This is a genomic window from Fluviicola sp. (genome assembly GCF_039596355.1).
GTDB lineage: Bacteria > Bacteroidota > Bacteroidia > Flavobacteriales_D > Crocinitomicaceae > Fluviicola.
Genome location: NZ_JBCNJW010000001.1, coordinates 1,052,901 through 1,068,894 on the forward strand (window position 1 = coordinate 1,052,901; position 15,994 = coordinate 1,068,894).

Annotated in this window: 13 protein-coding genes; 11 read left to right on the top strand and 2 right to left on the bottom strand. The window is 43.4% G+C overall.

All coding sequences use genetic code 11. The annotated features are described in order from the left end of the window. The first annotated feature begins 111 nt into the window (after positions 1 to 111). From elbB to ABDV94_RS04505, 10 genes are all read left to right on the top strand, one after another. Positions 112 to 798, top strand: coding sequence for an isoprenoid biosynthesis glyoxalase ElbB (gene elbB, locus ABDV94_RS04460; protein ID WP_343605116.1), 687 nt, complete (start codon positions 112 to 114; stop codon positions 796 to 798). Next, complete coding sequence (locus ABDV94_RS04465) at positions 795 to 2,564, top strand: DNA mismatch repair protein (RefSeq protein WP_343605117.1); 1,770 nt, start codon at positions 795 to 797, stop codon at positions 2,562 to 2,564. The genes elbB and ABDV94_RS04465 overlap by 4 nt, the downstream gene beginning before the upstream one ends. A 17-nt stretch (positions 2,565 to 2,581) precedes the next feature. Further along, positions 2,582 to 3,520 (top strand): PHB depolymerase family esterase, encoded by a 939-nt coding sequence (locus ABDV94_RS04470; protein ID WP_343605118.1) that lies wholly within the window; start codon positions 2,582 to 2,584, stop codon positions 3,518 to 3,520. Positions 3,521 to 3,893: 373 nt separating this feature from the next. Next, a complete protein-coding gene (pckA, locus tag ABDV94_RS04475) occupies positions 3,894 to 5,504 on the top strand; it encodes a phosphoenolpyruvate carboxykinase (ATP) (protein ID WP_343605119.1) in 1,611 nt (536 codons plus the stop codon). A gap of 209 nt (positions 5,505 to 5,713) precedes the next feature. Further along, complete coding sequence (locus ABDV94_RS04480; protein ID WP_343605121.1) at positions 5,714 to 6,262, top strand: hypothetical protein; 549 nt, start codon at positions 5,714 to 5,716, stop codon at positions 6,260 to 6,262. A 36-nt stretch (positions 6,263 to 6,298) separates the two neighbouring features. Beyond that, positions 6,299 to 7,024 carry a subclass B1 metallo-beta-lactamase gene (gene bla, locus ABDV94_RS04485; protein ID WP_343605123.1) on the top strand — a complete coding sequence of 242 codons (726 nt, stop codon included), beginning with the start codon at positions 6,299 to 6,301 and terminating at the stop codon, positions 7,022 to 7,024. Beyond that, positions 7,024 to 7,980 (top strand): hypothetical protein, encoded by a 957-nt coding sequence (locus ABDV94_RS04490; protein WP_343605125.1) that lies wholly within the window; start codon positions 7,024 to 7,026, stop codon positions 7,978 to 7,980. Before bla ends, ABDV94_RS04490 begins: the two co-directional genes overlap by 1 nt. 31 nt (positions 7,981 to 8,011) lie before the next feature. Next, positions 8,012 to 8,740 carry a hypothetical protein gene (locus ABDV94_RS04495; RefSeq protein WP_343605127.1) on the top strand — a complete coding sequence of 243 codons (729 nt, stop codon included), beginning with the start codon at positions 8,012 to 8,014 and terminating at the stop codon, positions 8,738 to 8,740. A gap of 7 nt (positions 8,741 to 8,747) precedes the next feature. Continuing rightward, positions 8,748 to 9,323, top strand: a complete 576-nt coding sequence (locus tag ABDV94_RS04500) for a Crp/Fnr family transcriptional regulator (RefSeq protein WP_343605129.1) — start codon at positions 8,748 to 8,750, stop codon at positions 9,321 to 9,323. 86 nt (positions 9,324 to 9,409) lie between these two features. Further along, complete coding sequence (locus ABDV94_RS04505; RefSeq protein WP_343605131.1) at positions 9,410 to 9,853, top strand: carboxymuconolactone decarboxylase family protein; 444 nt, start codon at positions 9,410 to 9,412, stop codon at positions 9,851 to 9,853. Positions 9,854 to 10,036: 183 nt separating this feature from the next. Here ABDV94_RS04505 and ABDV94_RS04510 read toward each other — a convergent pair whose 3' ends face one another. After that, on the bottom strand, positions 10,037 to 11,647 hold the full coding sequence (locus tag ABDV94_RS04510) for a hypothetical protein (protein ID WP_343605132.1): 1,611 nt from the start codon (positions 11,645 to 11,647) through the stop codon (positions 10,037 to 10,039). Positions 11,648 to 12,006: 359 nt separating this feature from the next. Next, positions 12,007 to 12,606 carry a sigma-70 family RNA polymerase sigma factor gene (locus tag ABDV94_RS04515; protein WP_343605134.1) on the bottom strand — a complete coding sequence of 200 codons (600 nt, stop codon included), beginning with the start codon at positions 12,604 to 12,606 and terminating at the stop codon, positions 12,007 to 12,009. A 267-nt stretch (positions 12,607 to 12,873) separates the two neighbouring features. On the opposite strand from ABDV94_RS04515, the gene uvrA reads away from it, so the two are divergent. Then, positions 12,874 to 15,660, top strand: a complete 2,787-nt coding sequence (gene uvrA / locus ABDV94_RS04520) for an excinuclease ABC subunit UvrA (protein ID WP_343605136.1) — start codon at positions 12,874 to 12,876, stop codon at positions 15,658 to 15,660. Positions 15,661 to 15,994: the final 334 nt, after the last annotated feature.

Below are 15,994 nucleotides of genomic sequence, written 5' to 3' on the forward strand. Positions count from 1 at the left end.
CTTTGCTTCTCTGCGTTTGATTGAACACTTGACATTTTTATCGCAAAGAAAAAGAGGTACGTAAAGATTTCCCGACAACGAATCCGCTACTTTTATCAAAAAAAGAACTACATGAATTTTGGGATTTTACTTTCAGGTTCCGGGGTATACGACGGAGCAGAGATTCAGGAAGCGGTATTGAGTATGCTCGCTGTTTCGGAATTGGGTGATTCATACACCTGTATCGGTGTAGATGCGGATCAGTTTCACGTCATCAATCACGTAACCGGAGAACCGATGAACGAATCCCGGAACATGTTGGTGGAAGCAGCGCGTATTGCCCGCGGAAACATTGTACCGATCCAGGATATTCAGCCTTCTGATATCGATGCGTTGATTATCCCGGGCGGATTCGGAAGTGCAAAAAATTTCACCAAATGGGCTTTTGAAGGCCCGGACGGAAGTATTCTCCCGGAAGTAAAGCTGCTGTTGGTAAACCTGGTAAATATCGGAAAACCGATCGCGGCACTTTGTGTGAGTCCTGTAGTGCTGGCAAAGGCACTGGAAGATTCGTCCATTCATCCTTCCTTAACAATTGGTTCCACTGCAGCACCTTCACCTTATGATATCGAAGCATTTTCACAGGGATTGCAAAAAACAGGAGCTTCTACAACGTACAAAACCGTTCAGGAAATCCTGGTAGACACAGAAAATAAAATTGTCACAGCTCCTTGTTATATGATGGAAGCAAACATCAGTGAGATTTGGAATAATATCCGCCAGGCAGTAACCGAATTGAAGAAACTGGCAACGGTATGATTCCTGACTACGCTGCGAAATCAGCCCACTACAAAAACAGTGTGAATCAAATCAATAAGCACCTTCGCTTCATTGGTTGGTCGAGGTTATTCACCCTGCTGATCGCTGTTTTTTGTTTTTACCAATCGAGAAGTCAGCTTGAAGTGCTTTTTTTGAGCCTGGGAATCCTGTTTTCAGCAGGGTTTGTTTTCCTGGTTTTCTACCATTTCCGGGTAAAACGAAAACTCGAAGTGGCAAGCACTTATTTGTGGCTGAATGAATCGGAGGATAAATTCGTCAAAGAGGCTGTTCCGTATTATCCGAACGGACAGGAATTTACCGATACCACACATCCGTATTCCTTCGACATTGATCTCTTCGGACCACACTCGCTCTACGAGCACCTGAACCGGACTTCTACTGTCATCGGGCGGGAAAAACTGGCAGCAGCTTTGCTACAGACCAAAACCACCGAAGCATTGGCAGAAACACAAGAAGCTGTTAGCGAAGTGTCGGAAGATTTGGAATGGCGGCAAGCATTCCAGGTGTATGCCAAATTGGGAGAAGACACGGCTGAAATCCGGAAATACATCGAGCATTGGCAAGATTCCAGGCAGTCGATTTCCATTTTCTCAGTCATTCTTTCTTTTTTGATGCCTTTGGCCGGATTGACTACCATGATCTTTTTGTGGCGTACCGCGGATGTTTACTGGTTTAATCTTGGAGTTGCCTTGTTTTCGGTCAACATGCTTCTTTTTGGTATGGTTCACTCCCATATCCGCAAGGAAATCGGGAAAACAGAACGGATCGGCGCCGCTTTGTCTGCTTATGGCGAAATGCTGCAATTGATTGAAAGCCGGAAGTGGAAATCCGGGCAACTGCAGGAAATCCATCAAAAAGTCCATTCCCAAAACCAGGCTGCGAGTTCCTTATTGAAAGAAGCCGCACGTATTCATGAAAACCTGGACAGCATCAACAATGGGATTGCCGTTTTTCTGCTCAACGGAACGCTTCAGTTTCACGTACACATTTTCCGGCAACTGGTAGGCTGGAAGAAAAAACACCGGGAATCGATCAGTCAATGGATTGAACAGATTGCGGAGGTTGAAAGCATTCTTTCCTTCAGTAATTTTCATGTCAACAACCCGGAATACGCCTTTCCGGTTCTTTCGGAGCAATCCATTTCATTTGAAGAACTGGGACATCCGCTGATTCCGAAAACGACGCGCGTCAACAATTCGGTTTCGTTTGACCAGGAACGTTTCGTGATCCTGACCGGATCCAATATGTCGGGGAAAAGCACCTTTTTAAGAACTCTTGGAATTGCAGTGATCCTGGCAAATGCAGGTTCGGTCGTTCCGGCAAAAAGCGCCCGCTTCTACCCGATCCCATTGCTGGTTTCCATGCGTTTGAGCGATTCCCTCTCGGAAAGCACCTCGTATTTCTTCTCAGAAGTCAAGCGCCTGAAACTCATTATCGACCACCTGAAAGCGGACAACGCTTTTGTACTCCTGGATGAAATCCTGCGCGGAACAAACTCCGACGACAAACAAAACGGAACCATTGGGATTGTAGAACAAATGGTACGTTTGAACGCCATTGGGATGATTGCAACACACGATTTGGAAGTCTGCGAAACCACCAAGGCACATCCTGCGTATTTAAGCAACCAGTGCTTCGAAGTGGAAATCCGGGACAATGACCTGTTTTTTGATTACACGCTCCGAAAAGGCATCTGTCAAAATAAAAGCGCAACATTCATCATGAAAAAATACCAGGTGATTTGAAATTGAAAAAAGCCATAGTGTGTTTGCTCCTCTTCCCGGTTTGGGGATTCTCCCAAATGACGGAGATCACGGCTCAGTTGACTGAAAATCCGGGAAACCTGAATGCGTATGTGCACGAACCGTTCAAAAAACCAAACGGAAACATGCCTTTGGTACTTGTATTGCATGGCTGTAATCAAACTGCAGCGGACATTGCGCTGGGTTCCGGATGGAATGAATTGGCAGACTCGCTTGGATTCCTGGTGCTTTACCCGGAACAAAAAACAACCAATAACCTGTTCCGCTGTTTCAACTGGTTTTTGAAAGACGACCAGGAAAAAGACAAGGGAGAAATGGCCAGCATCCGCCAAATGATGTGGTATGCAATTGCTCATTACCCGGTCGATCCTTCCCGCGTGTACATCTACGGTGTCAGCGCCGGAGCTGCTATGAGCGTCAATTTCATGGTCTGCTACCCGGATAAACTGAAATCCGGTGCGATTTTAGCCGGAACCGCTTACAAACAAGTGGATCAACCGATGAAATCCTTTGCTGAAATGCGCCAGCCGACTTCTTTTCCGGAAGATGTGCTCCGCCAGCGCCTGTATTCACAGGATTCACTTTACACCGGGGAATTTCCGCAATTGATCGTAGTACATGGAACCGGAGATAAAGTGGTGAATTACGGAAACGGCGAAGTATTGGTCAAACAATGGAAAACAGCGTTCCAAATCGCATCGGAAACCGAACAAAAGGTCAATACCAGTCCCAACTCTCCGGTCATTATCCGCAAAGATTTCAAAGATGCCAGGAACCGCTCTGTGATCATTTTCTATACGGCTGAAGGTTGGGGACACTACCTGATGATCGATCCTGGGCCGGGGCCGAAACAAGGAGGAACTGTGACCAAACACGCACTGGACGGGGATTTCTTCAGCACCTATGAGATTGCAAAAGACTGGAACCTGGTTCCCTGAAGATCAGGCTTTATCCGTCTTTCACGAGAATTCCACCGATTGAAACTTGCTGGTTATTCGAACAAGTTCCATGAGTTGAATCGTTCAAAGCTGCATGAAACCAGTGAATTCTTTGAACTTTTGGAACTGTTTAAACGGTTTCAACCTGTTGAAAAACCAGCTCTAATTTTCAGTACCGGATCGAAACAGGAAGAAGTTATCAACTCCATTCCACAGTCAAAACACTGTCAAATAGCGCCTTAAATCGGTTCATGTAAACAATTTGTTCTTATTCTGTTAATATTTCCGGGTGAAAAAGACTGATTTTTTGACGAATCAGTGTACTTTTGCACCAAAATAAATTCCCCCTCAGGGCAATACAAAAAGACATTTTATGGATGAATTTGGTAAACGAGGAAAAAACGCCGATTTAAAAGCAACTATCGGGTTAGAAAATCTCGGTAACGTATTCTGGAATTTAACACCAGCTGAATTAGTAGAAGATACCATTCTAGGCGGCCAGGGTGTTTTGACAGACACTGGAGCAATTGCTATCGAAACAGGAGAATTCACAGGTCGCTCTCCAAAAGACCGCTTTGTAGTTCGCGATGCAAAAACAGAAGACAGTGTTTGGTGGGGAGATGTAAACATCCCGGTTTCGACTGAGCAGTTCGATGCGCTATACAACCGCATGAAAGCTTATTTGACTGGAAAAGATGTTTACGTACGCGACGCTTACGCATGTGCTGATGACAAATTCAGAATGAACATTCGTGTGACCACTGAATTCCCTTGGTCAAATATGTTTGCTTACAACATGTTCCTGCGTCCGACAGATGCTGAGATCGAAAACTTTGAAGCAGAGTGGAACATCGTCTGTGCTCCTGGTTTTAAAGCAGATCCTGCTATCGATGGAACGCGTCAGGCCAATTTCGCAATCCTGAACTTCACCCGTAAAATGATTATTATCGGTGGAACGGGATATACCGGAGAGATCAAAAAAGGAATTTTCTCCGTATTGAACTATGTATTGCCGCATGAGAAAAATGTTCTTTCCATGCACTGTTCCGCTAACGTCGGTGAAGCTGGAGATACGGCTATTTTCTTCGGATTGTCCGGAACGGGAAAAACAACCTTGTCTTCTGACCCGAACCGTCGTTTGATCGGTGACGATGAGCACGGATGGTCAGACAACACCGTGTTCAACTTCGAAGGTGGTTGCTACGCAAAAACGATCGACTTATCTAAAGAAAAAGAGCCGCAAATTTACAACGCGATTAAATTCGGTGCAATCCTGGAAAACATCGGATTCCACGACGGAACTTCCACTCCGGATTACGCAGATGGTTCTATTACAGAAAACACGCGTGTTTCTTACCCGATCGATTTCATTGACAACATCATGGTTCCGTCTATCGGATCCGGACCAAAAAATATTTTCTTCCTGACAGCTGATGCGTTCGGTGTATTGCCTCCGATCTCCCGCTTGACGAAAGAGCAGGCAATGTACCACTTCATGTCTGGTTATACTGCAAAAGTTGCCGGAACAGAGGTTGGTATTACTGAGCCTACAACCACTTTCTCCGCTTGTTTCGGAAAAGCATTCTTGCCGTTACACCCTGCTAAATATGCTAAATTGTTGGGTGACAAACTGGAAGGAACAGACATCAAAGTTTGGTTGATCAACACTGGGTGGTCCGGAGGATCTTACGGTGTGGGAAGCCGCATGAAATTGTCTTATACCCGTGCAATGATCACTGCTGCATTAACCGGAGAACTGGACAATGTAGCTTACGATACCCTGCCGGTATTTGAATTGTCTTTCCCTACTTCTTGTCCGGAAGTTCCTGCAGAGATTTTAAATCCGCGTGAAACATGGGCTGACAAATCAGGATATGACAAAACTGCCAACCATTTGGCGGATCAATTCGTTAAGAACTTTGAACAGTTTGCTGCTGAAACGTCTTCAGATATTTTGGCTGCAGCACCGAAAGTGACTGTTTAATATTATTTGACTGTTTAAATCAGTGATTGATTTCTAAAAAGCTCTTCGTCGTTTGGCGAAGGGCTTTTTTGTTTACTTGGTTCTTACTCCCTCGAATTGCGCGGAAAGCGGGAACAGATTTCGATGACTGTGTTTTCATAAAAATACTTAACAAGTTATCCCGGTTGAATCTTTGCGCTAATTTTCGCCGTGAAATCTTAAATACCTGCATGAAAACAAACACCGCCACTCTGATTGTCAACGAAGGAAAAACCTTCATCTACCTGATTCCGATTATCTTTTGTTCCATTGCTTCACTCATCAGTTTCGTATTTTTCTGGCCGCTGGGGATTGTACTGGCAGTAATCAGCATCATCCTGAGCCTGGCTGAAACCGGGCTGGAATTAGATCAACAAACCATGAAATACCGTAGTTTCAAATCTTTGTTGGGTTACATGTGGGGAACCTGGAAGAAAATTCCCCAGCCGGAGAGCTTTCACCTGCGTTTATCCGTTGAAAGTGAATCATACCGGGATTACACGTTCGGAGCAAGTACGAATTATTACGGAGGTAGCACCGCTACTTCAAAATCGATTACCTACGACGTCCTGGTTCAGACTCAATCCGAAAAATGGATCACCTTGTATGAATTTCTCAGCTATAAAAAGGCACTTGTGGTCATTCGTGCACTTGAGGAAATGAAAACGTTCGAGGTGACGGATCACATTGCCCTGAAATTGCAAGAAAATCAAGCTCGGAGAGCCCGAAGAAGCATTTAATTGCGTATGTTTATAGGTATGAGAACACGGGTCTTTTTGTGGTTATTTCTGTTAGCGTCCGGGGCAAATGCCCAACTGGATCTAACCAAAATTTCGGATAGTTCCTACATTTTTACGACATATCAAACCTACAAGCAGGCGCGCATTTCGTCACACGGCTTGCTAAAATTAACCAGCACCGGGGTTGTGATGATTGACACTCCGTGGGACACAACGCAGTTTCAACCCCTGCTGGATTCCGTGAAATTGAAATTCAATCTTCCGGTTGTACTCGTATTGTCTACACACTGGCACGAAGACCGCACTGCCGGACTGGATTATTACCGTAAAAAAGGAATTGCAACCTACAGCACCTACGCAACCAAAAATCTCTGTGCAGAGCATCAGTTTCCGCAAGCGACATATACTTTTGAAGGAGACACCACATTCCACATCGGGAATACGGTTTTTGAAACGTTTTATCCCGGAGCGGGACATTCGTCAGATAATATTGTGGTGTATTTCCCGGCGGATCGTTTGCTGGTAGGCGGTTGTTTTGTCAAATCGGCAGAAGCACAGGATTTGGGAAATCTTTCGGATGCAAACATCGGCATGTGGCGCGTGGCGGCTAAAACACTGATCAACAAATATCCGAAGGTAAAAACCGTGATTCCGGGACACCAGAAAATAACTCCGGGCAAAAAGGCATTGAAACACACCTTGAAACTGGCACGCGAAAAGTACAAAGGCCGGCAAAAAGACAAGAAAAAAACAAGTAAATAATGATGAAGACATTAACCCTATTCTGCGTTGCTACTGCGCTATTCCTTTTTTCATCCTGTTCAGACAAACGACCGGAGCTGAAGGATATTCGTTCTCAAAAGACCGCTTCTCACTTAAATATCGGGAGTACGCGCCTGTTCATGATTCCTCCGAAGGGATTTTCAATCGCCGATGACTTTGTGGGATTAATCCGGGATCGAAATTGCACGATCCGGGTCATTGAATCGAAAGGTGAAAAAATCCGAAGTGCATTTCCACTCTATGACGACTCGGCATTTACCAATCACGGGAAGGAAATCCTGGATTCCAAATTGCTGCATGTCAATGAATATGCAGGGAAGTTGATCGTGACTCCGGGAAAATTGAACAATACGGAAACACTGTATTTGTTATTCGGAGACAACAGTTTCTCGGTACTTGTACAGGCGGATTACGAAACGGTGGAGAAAAAAACGCGTGAGGAAATTTACCATGCTCTCGAAAGCATTTACTTCGACCGGAATTTCCAATCGCAGCTTTCGATGAATGCTTCCTACTTGTTTACAGATACGAATTCCAGGTATAAATTCTGCGAAAAAATGGAGCAATTTGACGTTTACACCATCGATGGTGAGCTCAAAGCGATCAATTCCCAGGAACCCCTGATTATGGTTACGACGATGGAACATATGAGAACAGCACCTTTGGATAAAGTTTCTGAGATGAACCGCTTAGGCATGAAAAAACTGGGAGTTACCGATCTGAAAGTTTCAGAACTGTCCCACGAACCGATTAACGGGTATGAAACATTGTCCCTGAAAATTTCATTTACTGCAGGTGGCGTTTCAAAAACGTCCTACCAGGCTTTCTTCAAAAAAGGAGATCAGATTGTGTTGGTTCAGGGAATTGTTTTTGATAAAGACCTGGACAAGCTGGAGGAAATCAAGCAGTTTATATACAGTATTGCTATCCCGTAAAAAACGAGTTATTCATTAATTCAGGCATTTTATGCTGAAAACATTCGTCTTCGCTTGTCTATTTCTCGTGATTTCCCAGGCGTGTAATACAAACAAAAGCACGTCCGAACAAACCAAAACACCGATCCGGAAAGAATTTCTATACGGCGTCTGGTGGTTGGATTCGGTCTCAAACGGAGCGCTCAATTCGGAAGCTCTTTGCATTACACGCGATGATCAGTTTCACATCTTCTCCCATTCAACAGGAAATGAACTGGTTTCTTACGGATGCTACAAAAATCAAAAGTTGTTCAACCAATATGATATGGAATACCCCGTCATCTCATTAGATTCCGATCAGTTGGTCATCCGCGATGAATACAACCAAACTACTTGTTACTACCAAAAAAGCATTCATAAAAATGTTGAGAAAGAATTGGCCGAATCCATGGATAATCACCGGTTAAGAGGTCAGTTACTTGGCTGGTGGAAATTCAACGGACCATCTGAAGATACAAAACCAGATCCTTACATCAAGCCGGAATTTTATAACAAACCCTTTGCATGGTATATCCGGGAAGACGGAAGAGCCGAGGTTTTCGAACATTTCAATACAGCTAATCCGTTGCTTTTTAATTACCTTGTGACGGACAAAACATTGAATATTCGAGAAGGTTGCCTCGTAACATTCGTTCATATCCTTACTGTCAGCGAAAACAAATTGACTGTCGCAGTTCCTCACGACACCATCTCCCTGGAAAGAATTACCCGATTCAATTAACAAACAGATGTCACACATTTTCAAACAGCACCTCGAAAAATTCATCTCCATCTCCGACGAAGAGTTTGAAACGATTCTCACGTACTTTACCCCCCTGCAGGTTTCCAAAAAAGAAAACTTATTGCAGGAAGGTCAGGTATGCCGGCAGCATTATTTTGTACTGAAGGGCTGTTTGCGAAAGTTCTTTATCAACGAGAAAGGCGTTGAGATCACCACCGAATTTGCCATTGAAACCTGGTGGTTGACTGATAACAAGTCTTTTGAATTTCAATCGGAATCTCCCTTTTCTTTTCAGGCTGTAGAAAAATCAGAAGTTCTGGTGATCGATTTCCATTCGCAGGAAAAACTGCTTCAGGATTTCCCGGTAATGGAGCGCTATTTCCGGTTCGTGTACCAGCGTGCGTATGCTGCCGTACAGATGCGTCTCAAATTCCTGTACAACTATTCCAAAGATGAGCTTTATTTTCATTTCATCCGGCTTCACCCTGAGTTCGTACAACGCATTCCGCAATACCTGGTCGCTTCCTATCTGGGTTTCACTCCGGAATATTTGAGCGAAATCCGCAAGAAAAAGCGTTCTTAAACCACCTTAAGTTTTTTTGATTTTCCGTTTCAGACCTTTGTTTCAATCCATTCCACAACACTTGCGGGATCACAAAAACACAAAAAATGGAAAAAAGAATCAACATCCTGGAAACGGAACCCGAAGCAACAAAAGCCATGTATGCCTTAGCTGGTTACATTGAAAAGAGCGCATTGACCAACACACACAAAGAACTGATCAAAATTCGCGCTTCACAACTCAACGGCTGTGCGTTTTGTATCAACATGCACACCAAAGACGCACTGAAACAAGGAGAAACGGCACAGCGCATTTTCCTGTTGAATGCCTGGAAAGAAGTCAACGATCTATACACCCAGGAAGAGCGCATCATCCTCGCTCTCACCGAAGCGGTGACACTGATCCACCAGGATGGAATTCCGACAGATTTGTACCGGGAAGCACAAGCTGTTTTTGATGCACATTACTTATCTCAAATTATCATGGCAGTTGTTTTAATCAATTCCTGGAACCGGATTGCAATCAGCTCATTGCTCCAGCCTGCAGATTAAATTTTAGCGAGGAACCACATAGAAACATAGCTTTTATTAATTCATTGATCTGCGTGAGACATGAACCACATAGGTACATAGCACACATAGCTTTATCTGTCTCCTTATTTATTGCGCGATTTGCAGGAAAAACAAAGGCCGCCTTTACCGGGCAGCCTTTGTTTGTTTTTTATGGATTCAATCTTAATTGATTGTTGCTCTTCCGAATTTGTTTTCCTTGCGTTTCACACCCCAGATAATAAATTCATTTACTTCTGTTTGGTACGTGATCTGAGGAACACAGTACGTGTCTTCATCGCTTGCTTCAGCCATCGCTTTTTTGGTAAATGTTCCGTCTTCACGAATCTCCACCAGGTAAGGAAGTCCTTTTGCAGGGTTTGCCAAAGAAGCAGAGATTTCACCGTCTTCGTTCACCATGTTCTTTCTGTGATCGTTAAATACCAGGTAAACCGTATTTTCTTTCACCGCCAGTGAATAAGACCAGTATTTCTTGCGCTGATCTTTTGTTTCGAAACTCATGAACATCATCATTGCTCCGCCGCTTACACCAAATCCAATGGATTGCGTGCTGCTGATCTGGTTTTTCTTCACCACATCTGCCGCGATGATTTCTCCTTCAGGCGAAATTTTGTAGTAGATGATGTTTCCATAATTTGTAGTGGTTGTACGCTGACCTTTGTCCTGGATAACTGTTACCAGGAAGTACTCAGACAATACTGTCATGGTTCCGTCAGCATGTAATACCACATTGTCCATGGAATACGGTGCAGGAACCTGGATTTCTTTTTGCTTCTCTCCCATACGACGGATGTAACGATCCGAGTACAGGTCTTTGAAGAACTCATCTTTGAAATCGTTCTTTTTCACTTCTGTTACATTCACGTTTTTATCCAGTTTTGCAACAAACAACCCGGTGTAACCTGTGATTATCGCACGTTTTCTAGGGTTTGTCATGTAGTAACCAACTACAGAATATCCCTGATCTGTCTGTACCATGGTAGGATTCAGCAACAAGCTTTCTTTGTCTACGATTTCACTTTCACCAATTTTCTTTCCTTTTGCATCGTAACCAGCAACATTCAACTCGAAGTTCGAAATTGCTTTTTTCGTGAACTCTGTCAACTGGGAAATGAAGAAATAAGATCCGTCATTGTTTACGGTGTGCGTCATTTTAAACTGAACACTCTCCGATTTTGCATCGCGCATCGTGTATTTTACTTCCGTACTCTGATTGTTGCTCAGGTCTTTCAAATCAACCATCACCACATTGCTCATGAATGTCAAACGGTCTCTGTCTGCACGGTCAAAGAAAACCAGCATTTTGTTATTGTCAGGAGAGAAACGAACGTCTACGATCGCGTCTTTGATTTTGTCTTCATCTCCTTCGGAAGTGTAAAACTCTTCCATTTTTCCCTTCTCTTTTCCTTTCGTGCTCAAGGTCTGAGTGTACAGGGTAAAGGATTTTGTTTTCTTATCGTAGCTGTAAATAACCGCCAGAACATCGTCGTTCGCTACCGTAATGTTCAAAAGGCCAACCAGCTGTCCGGAAACGTCCGGCAATTGGTACTCTGTAGAAGACAATTGTGCAAATCCCTTCTCATCATACTCCTCGATGAATCGTTTCTTTCCTTTCGCGGAATAAACGACCATTTTGTTTTTTGCAAATCCGATAATTTTCTGAACGTCGGTGTTACTGTCAAAGGAAGTTCCCCAGTCAATGGACAATGTTTGTGCAAATCCGAACAATGCACTAAGTCCTAAAAATAACGTTAAAAGCGCTGTTTTTTTCATCATTAAGTTAAATTGATTCTTACTTGTTTAGGCGGCAAAAGTAGCTATAATCCGGACTTTGCAAAGAGGCGAAAAGCGTAAAAACGGAGAGAGCAATTCAAAACGGACCTAACATGCAGAACATCAATTATTTATTTTTTATGAACAGTTCTGATTTCTTATTCAAAATTCAAATTTGGCACTTGAAACCAATCCTTTTCCCTTCTCTTTTCCCAAATGGTAAGCCCCTGAAACACATTCATTCCGGTTTTAGTGGATAAGTGTACACTTATGCACTACTTACCCTGGTAAACAACCTGCAAAACGCAAAAATCCCCCGCTTTTCGGCGAGGGATTTCCTATTTTATTGTGGTAGCTAACAATTAATCGAGATCCGTAACTAACTGGTGTTTCTCAATCAACTTCCTCAAATTTATCAACGCATAACGCATTCTTCCAAGCGCAGTATTGATCGAAATATCTTCCATCTCTGCAATATCCTTAAAAGAAAGATCCTGAAAAATCCGCTTTTCAATAATATCTTTCTGACTTTCAGGAAGGTGGTGAATCAACTGAACAAGTTGTTTTTCCAATTCGTCTTTGGAAATACTCTGTTCCACATTCAACGCATCCATCTTCAGCACGGAGAAAATATTGAAATCTTCACTCTTTGCATTGCGCTCGCTCACCATTTTCATTCTTCCGTGTTTGCGGAAGTAATCAATCACCAGGTTTTGTGCAATTCGCATAGCCCAGGGCAAGAACTTTCCTTCTTCATTGTAATTACCCAATTTTAAGGTTTGAATAATTTTTACAAATGTTTCCTGGAAAATATCTTCGGCAATTTCTCTTTCTCTGATCTTATGATAGATAGAACGATAAATTTTATCTTTATGACGCATCAACAAAACTTCAAAAGCTTGTTCGTTTCCTTCCAAATAATGATGTACAAGAACTTGATCGTCTAGAAATTTCATAGCCATAACTCTACTCTTAAAGGTTTAACCAGTTGTTTAATAACAGTTTAAAGTAGAATTTTCTCTATAGGCGTTATGAATTTTTTGGAAAGATAGAACTATTTCAGATAAAATCAAAAAAAAACTTAAATAATTCCGAATGTCCCGTTAGTTGGTTATAAATTCTACCTGTAATTTACACAGCACCTCCTTATCTTAAAAAGTAATAAAAAAGCGTTTATTTATTCGTCATTCAACACCTATAATTCGGAATTAATTCCCGAAATTTGCACTATGTCTGAGAGATATATTCACATCAAGGGAGCACGGGTTAATAACCTGAAAAACTTAGAAGTTAAAATCGAACACGGGAAGCTGACCGTTATAACAGGATTATCGGGATCGGGGAAATCTTCCCTGGCTTTCGATACGCTTTATGCGGAAGGACAAAGACGCTACATTGAGAGTTTGTCGTCCTATGCGCGGCAGTTTTTAGGGAAACTCGACAAGCCCGAAACAGATTTCATCAAAGGAATTGCTCCTGCGATTGCCATTCAGCAAAAAGTGATCACGAATAACCCGCGATCAACCGTTGGAACAACAACCGAAATTTACGATTATCTCAAGATTCTCTTTGCACGTATCGGACGTACCTTCTCCCCTGTTTCCGGGAATGAAGTCAAAAAAGATTCCGTTACGGATGTCATCAATTATATCGCTTCACTGGAACAAGATCTGCGCCTGTTGATTGTTGCGCCGTTTCCTTCCCTGGAAAAATACGGGATCGAGAAATCCATGAAACTGCTGAAAGAACAGGGATATGTGCGTATTCTGCACAACCACGAACTCAAACAGCTGGAAGATATCAATCCGAAAGATTTGTCGGTTTCCGATTCCATTATGATTGTGATAGACCGGATTGTGACCCAGGAAATGGACAATGACTTTTCCGGCCGTTTAGGAGATTCCATTCAATTGGCTTTTATGGAAGGTCACGGAGATTGTTCTGTGATTCACATGGGAAGCATGGAAGAGCGCTCTTTCTCTACCCGCTTCGAACTGGACAATATGACATTTGTGGAACCTACTCCGCATTTGTTCACCTTCAATAACCCGTTTGGAGCCTGTAAAACCTGTGAAGGTTACGGTTCTATTATCGGCATCGACCCGAACCTGGTGATTCCGGATCCGAGTTTAAGTGTTTACGAAGGAGCCGTAGCTCCCTGGAAAGGCGAAGTGATGGGCGAATACCTGCAAGAGCTGGTGCAAAATGCCCGTAAATTTGATTTCCCGATTCACCGCGCAGTAGAAGAACTGACGGAAGAGCAGCAGGCAATTCTTTGGAACGGGAACAAATACTTCGCAGGAATCAACGGATTCTTCAAATTCATCGAAAGTCAGTCATACAAAATTCAATACCGCGTGATGCTGTCGCGCTACCGTGGAAAAACGCTGTGTCCGGAATGTCACGGAACCCGTTTGCGGGAAGATGCAAACTACGTCAAAGTCGGTGGTTTAAGTATCAAAGAACTGGTCTTGATGCCGATCGAAAAAGCATTGGATTTCTTCCAAAACCTGGAAGTAGATTCATTTGAAGCACAAATTACCAAACGCATTCTACCGGAGATTACACAGCGGCTTTCGTTTCTATGTGATGTCGGGCTGGGATATCTGACCCTGAATCGTGCAGCAAACACGCTCTCCGGAGGAGAATCACAGCGTATCAACCTGGCAACTTCCCTGGGAAGCAGCTTGGTCGGATCGATGTATATTTTGGATGAACCAAGCATCGGACTGCACCCGAGAGATACGGAAAGACTAATCAGCGTTTTGAAAAAACTGCGCGATATCGGGAACACCGTAATCGTGGTAGAACACGAAGAAGACATGATGCTCCACGCCGATGAGATCATCGATATCGGCCCTGCTGCCGGGAAATTCGGCGGAGAAGTCGTGTTCCAGGGGAAATTCGATGAACTCACAAAAAACGAAACGAGTCTTACGACACAATATTTAACCGGAGTCAGGGAAATTCCGGTTCCGAAAAAACGCCGCAACGGAAAGAATAAGATTTCGGTGATCGGCGCAAAAGAACATAACCTGAAAAATGTTTCGGTTGATTTCCCCCTGAATCGCATCGTGGCTGTAACCGGCGTGAGTGGGTCCGGAAAATCGACCCTGGTAAAAGAGATTCTTTATCCCGGAATCAGGAAGTATTTAGGTCAATACGGAGATCACCAGGGAAATGTGAAGCGCATTGAAGGAGATTTATCCGGTATTTCGGAAATCGAACTGATTGACCAGAATCCGATCGGAAAATCTTCCCGAAGCAATCCGGTCACTTATGTGAAAGCATTTGACGATATCCGCGAATTGTTTGCCCGGCAGAATGCATCCAAACACAACGGCTACAAAGTAGGTTTCTTCTCGTTTAACGTGGAAGGCGGACGTTGTGAAATGTGCGAAGGAGAAGGTGTTGTAACCGTGAGCATGCAATTCATGGCTGATGTACACCTCACCTGCGAATCGTGTGGAGGAAGCCGTTACCGCCAGGAAGCCCTGGAAGTGCATTACCGCGGCAAAAACATTTCGGATATCCTGAATATGGATATTTCTGCGGCTCTTGCATTCTTCAAGGAAGGAAATGACAAACTGGATGAAAAGATCATTCAGAAAATCCAGCCACTCGAAGATGTGGGGTTGGGATATCTGCAGATGGGGCAGTCCAGCAGTTCCCTGAGTGGTGGTGAAGCGCAACGCGTTAAACTGGCATCTTTCCTGATCAAAGGAGCACAGAAAGATCAAAAAACACTCTTCATTTTCGATGAGCCGACAACCGGTCTGCATTTTTACGACATTGAAAAACTGCTTGTTGCTTTCAACAGATTGGTAGATGACGGACATTCGATTATCGTGATCGAGCACAACATGGACGTGATCAAAGCTGCTGACTGGATTATTGACATTGGCCCGGAAGGTGGTTTGAATGGCGGAAACATTGAATTTACAGGAACTCCGGAAGAATTGGTGCAGCAGGCAAACAACTACACGGCGAAGCACTTAAAGCATAAGTTGAAGTAAGGCTTGTTAGTCGACGAAAGCAACATTTTATTCGACGAAAGTAGCAAAAAGGACACTTTCCGTTTCTGCATTCCGACCTTTAACTTATATTCGGATCATGCTAAAGAGGTTTCTGTTAATCTGTTTCACACTATTCACAATCAATGGGTTACCATCCTGTTCGACTGAGTCAGAAGTGAAGCATGAAACCGGTTCTTCGCTTTCCTCAAAGGACTATATCGCCAAAGAAGAAACGGAACGTCATGTGTCATCTGCTGAAGAATTAATACTCCAATTCCACGGTTGTAAAGCGCATCAATGAGCCTCTTTAGAAAGTAAGTAATAGTATTTGATA

Bases quoted from the DNA above. Each gene is read 5' to 3' on its own strand.
- ABDV94_RS04490 (WP_343605125.1), top strand. From the start codon at position 7,024: ATGATGAAGACATTAACCCTATTCTGCGTTGCTACTGCGCTATTCCTT.
- pckA (WP_343605119.1), top strand. From the start codon at position 3,894: ATGGATGAATTTGGTAAACGAGGAAAAAACGCCGATTTAAAAGCAACT.
- ABDV94_RS04495 (WP_343605127.1), top strand. From the start codon at position 8,012: ATGCTGAAAACATTCGTCTTCGCTTGTCTATTTCTCGTGATTTCCCAG.
- ABDV94_RS04500 (WP_343605129.1), top strand. From the start codon at position 8,748: ATGTCACACATTTTCAAACAGCACCTCGAAAAATTCATCTCCATCTCC.
- elbB (WP_343605116.1), top strand. From the start codon at position 112: ATGAATTTTGGGATTTTACTTTCAGGTTCCGGGGTATACGACGGAGCA.
- ABDV94_RS04505 (WP_343605131.1), top strand. From the start codon at position 9,410: ATGGAAAAAAGAATCAACATCCTGGAAACGGAACCCGAAGCAACAAAA.
- ABDV94_RS04510 (WP_343605132.1), bottom strand. From the start codon at position 11,647: ATGATGAAAAAAACAGCGCTTTTAACGTTATTTTTAGGACTTAGTGCA.
- ABDV94_RS04480 (WP_343605121.1), top strand. From the start codon at position 5,714: ATGAAAACAAACACCGCCACTCTGATTGTCAACGAAGGAAAAACCTTC.
- ABDV94_RS04465 (WP_343605117.1), top strand. From the start codon at position 795: ATGATTCCTGACTACGCTGCGAAATCAGCCCACTACAAAAACAGTGTG.
- ABDV94_RS04515 (WP_343605134.1), bottom strand. From the start codon at position 12,606: ATGGCTATGAAATTTCTAGACGATCAAGTTCTTGTACATCATTATTTG.
- uvrA (WP_343605136.1), top strand. From the start codon at position 12,874: ATGTCTGAGAGATATATTCACATCAAGGGAGCACGGGTTAATAACCTG.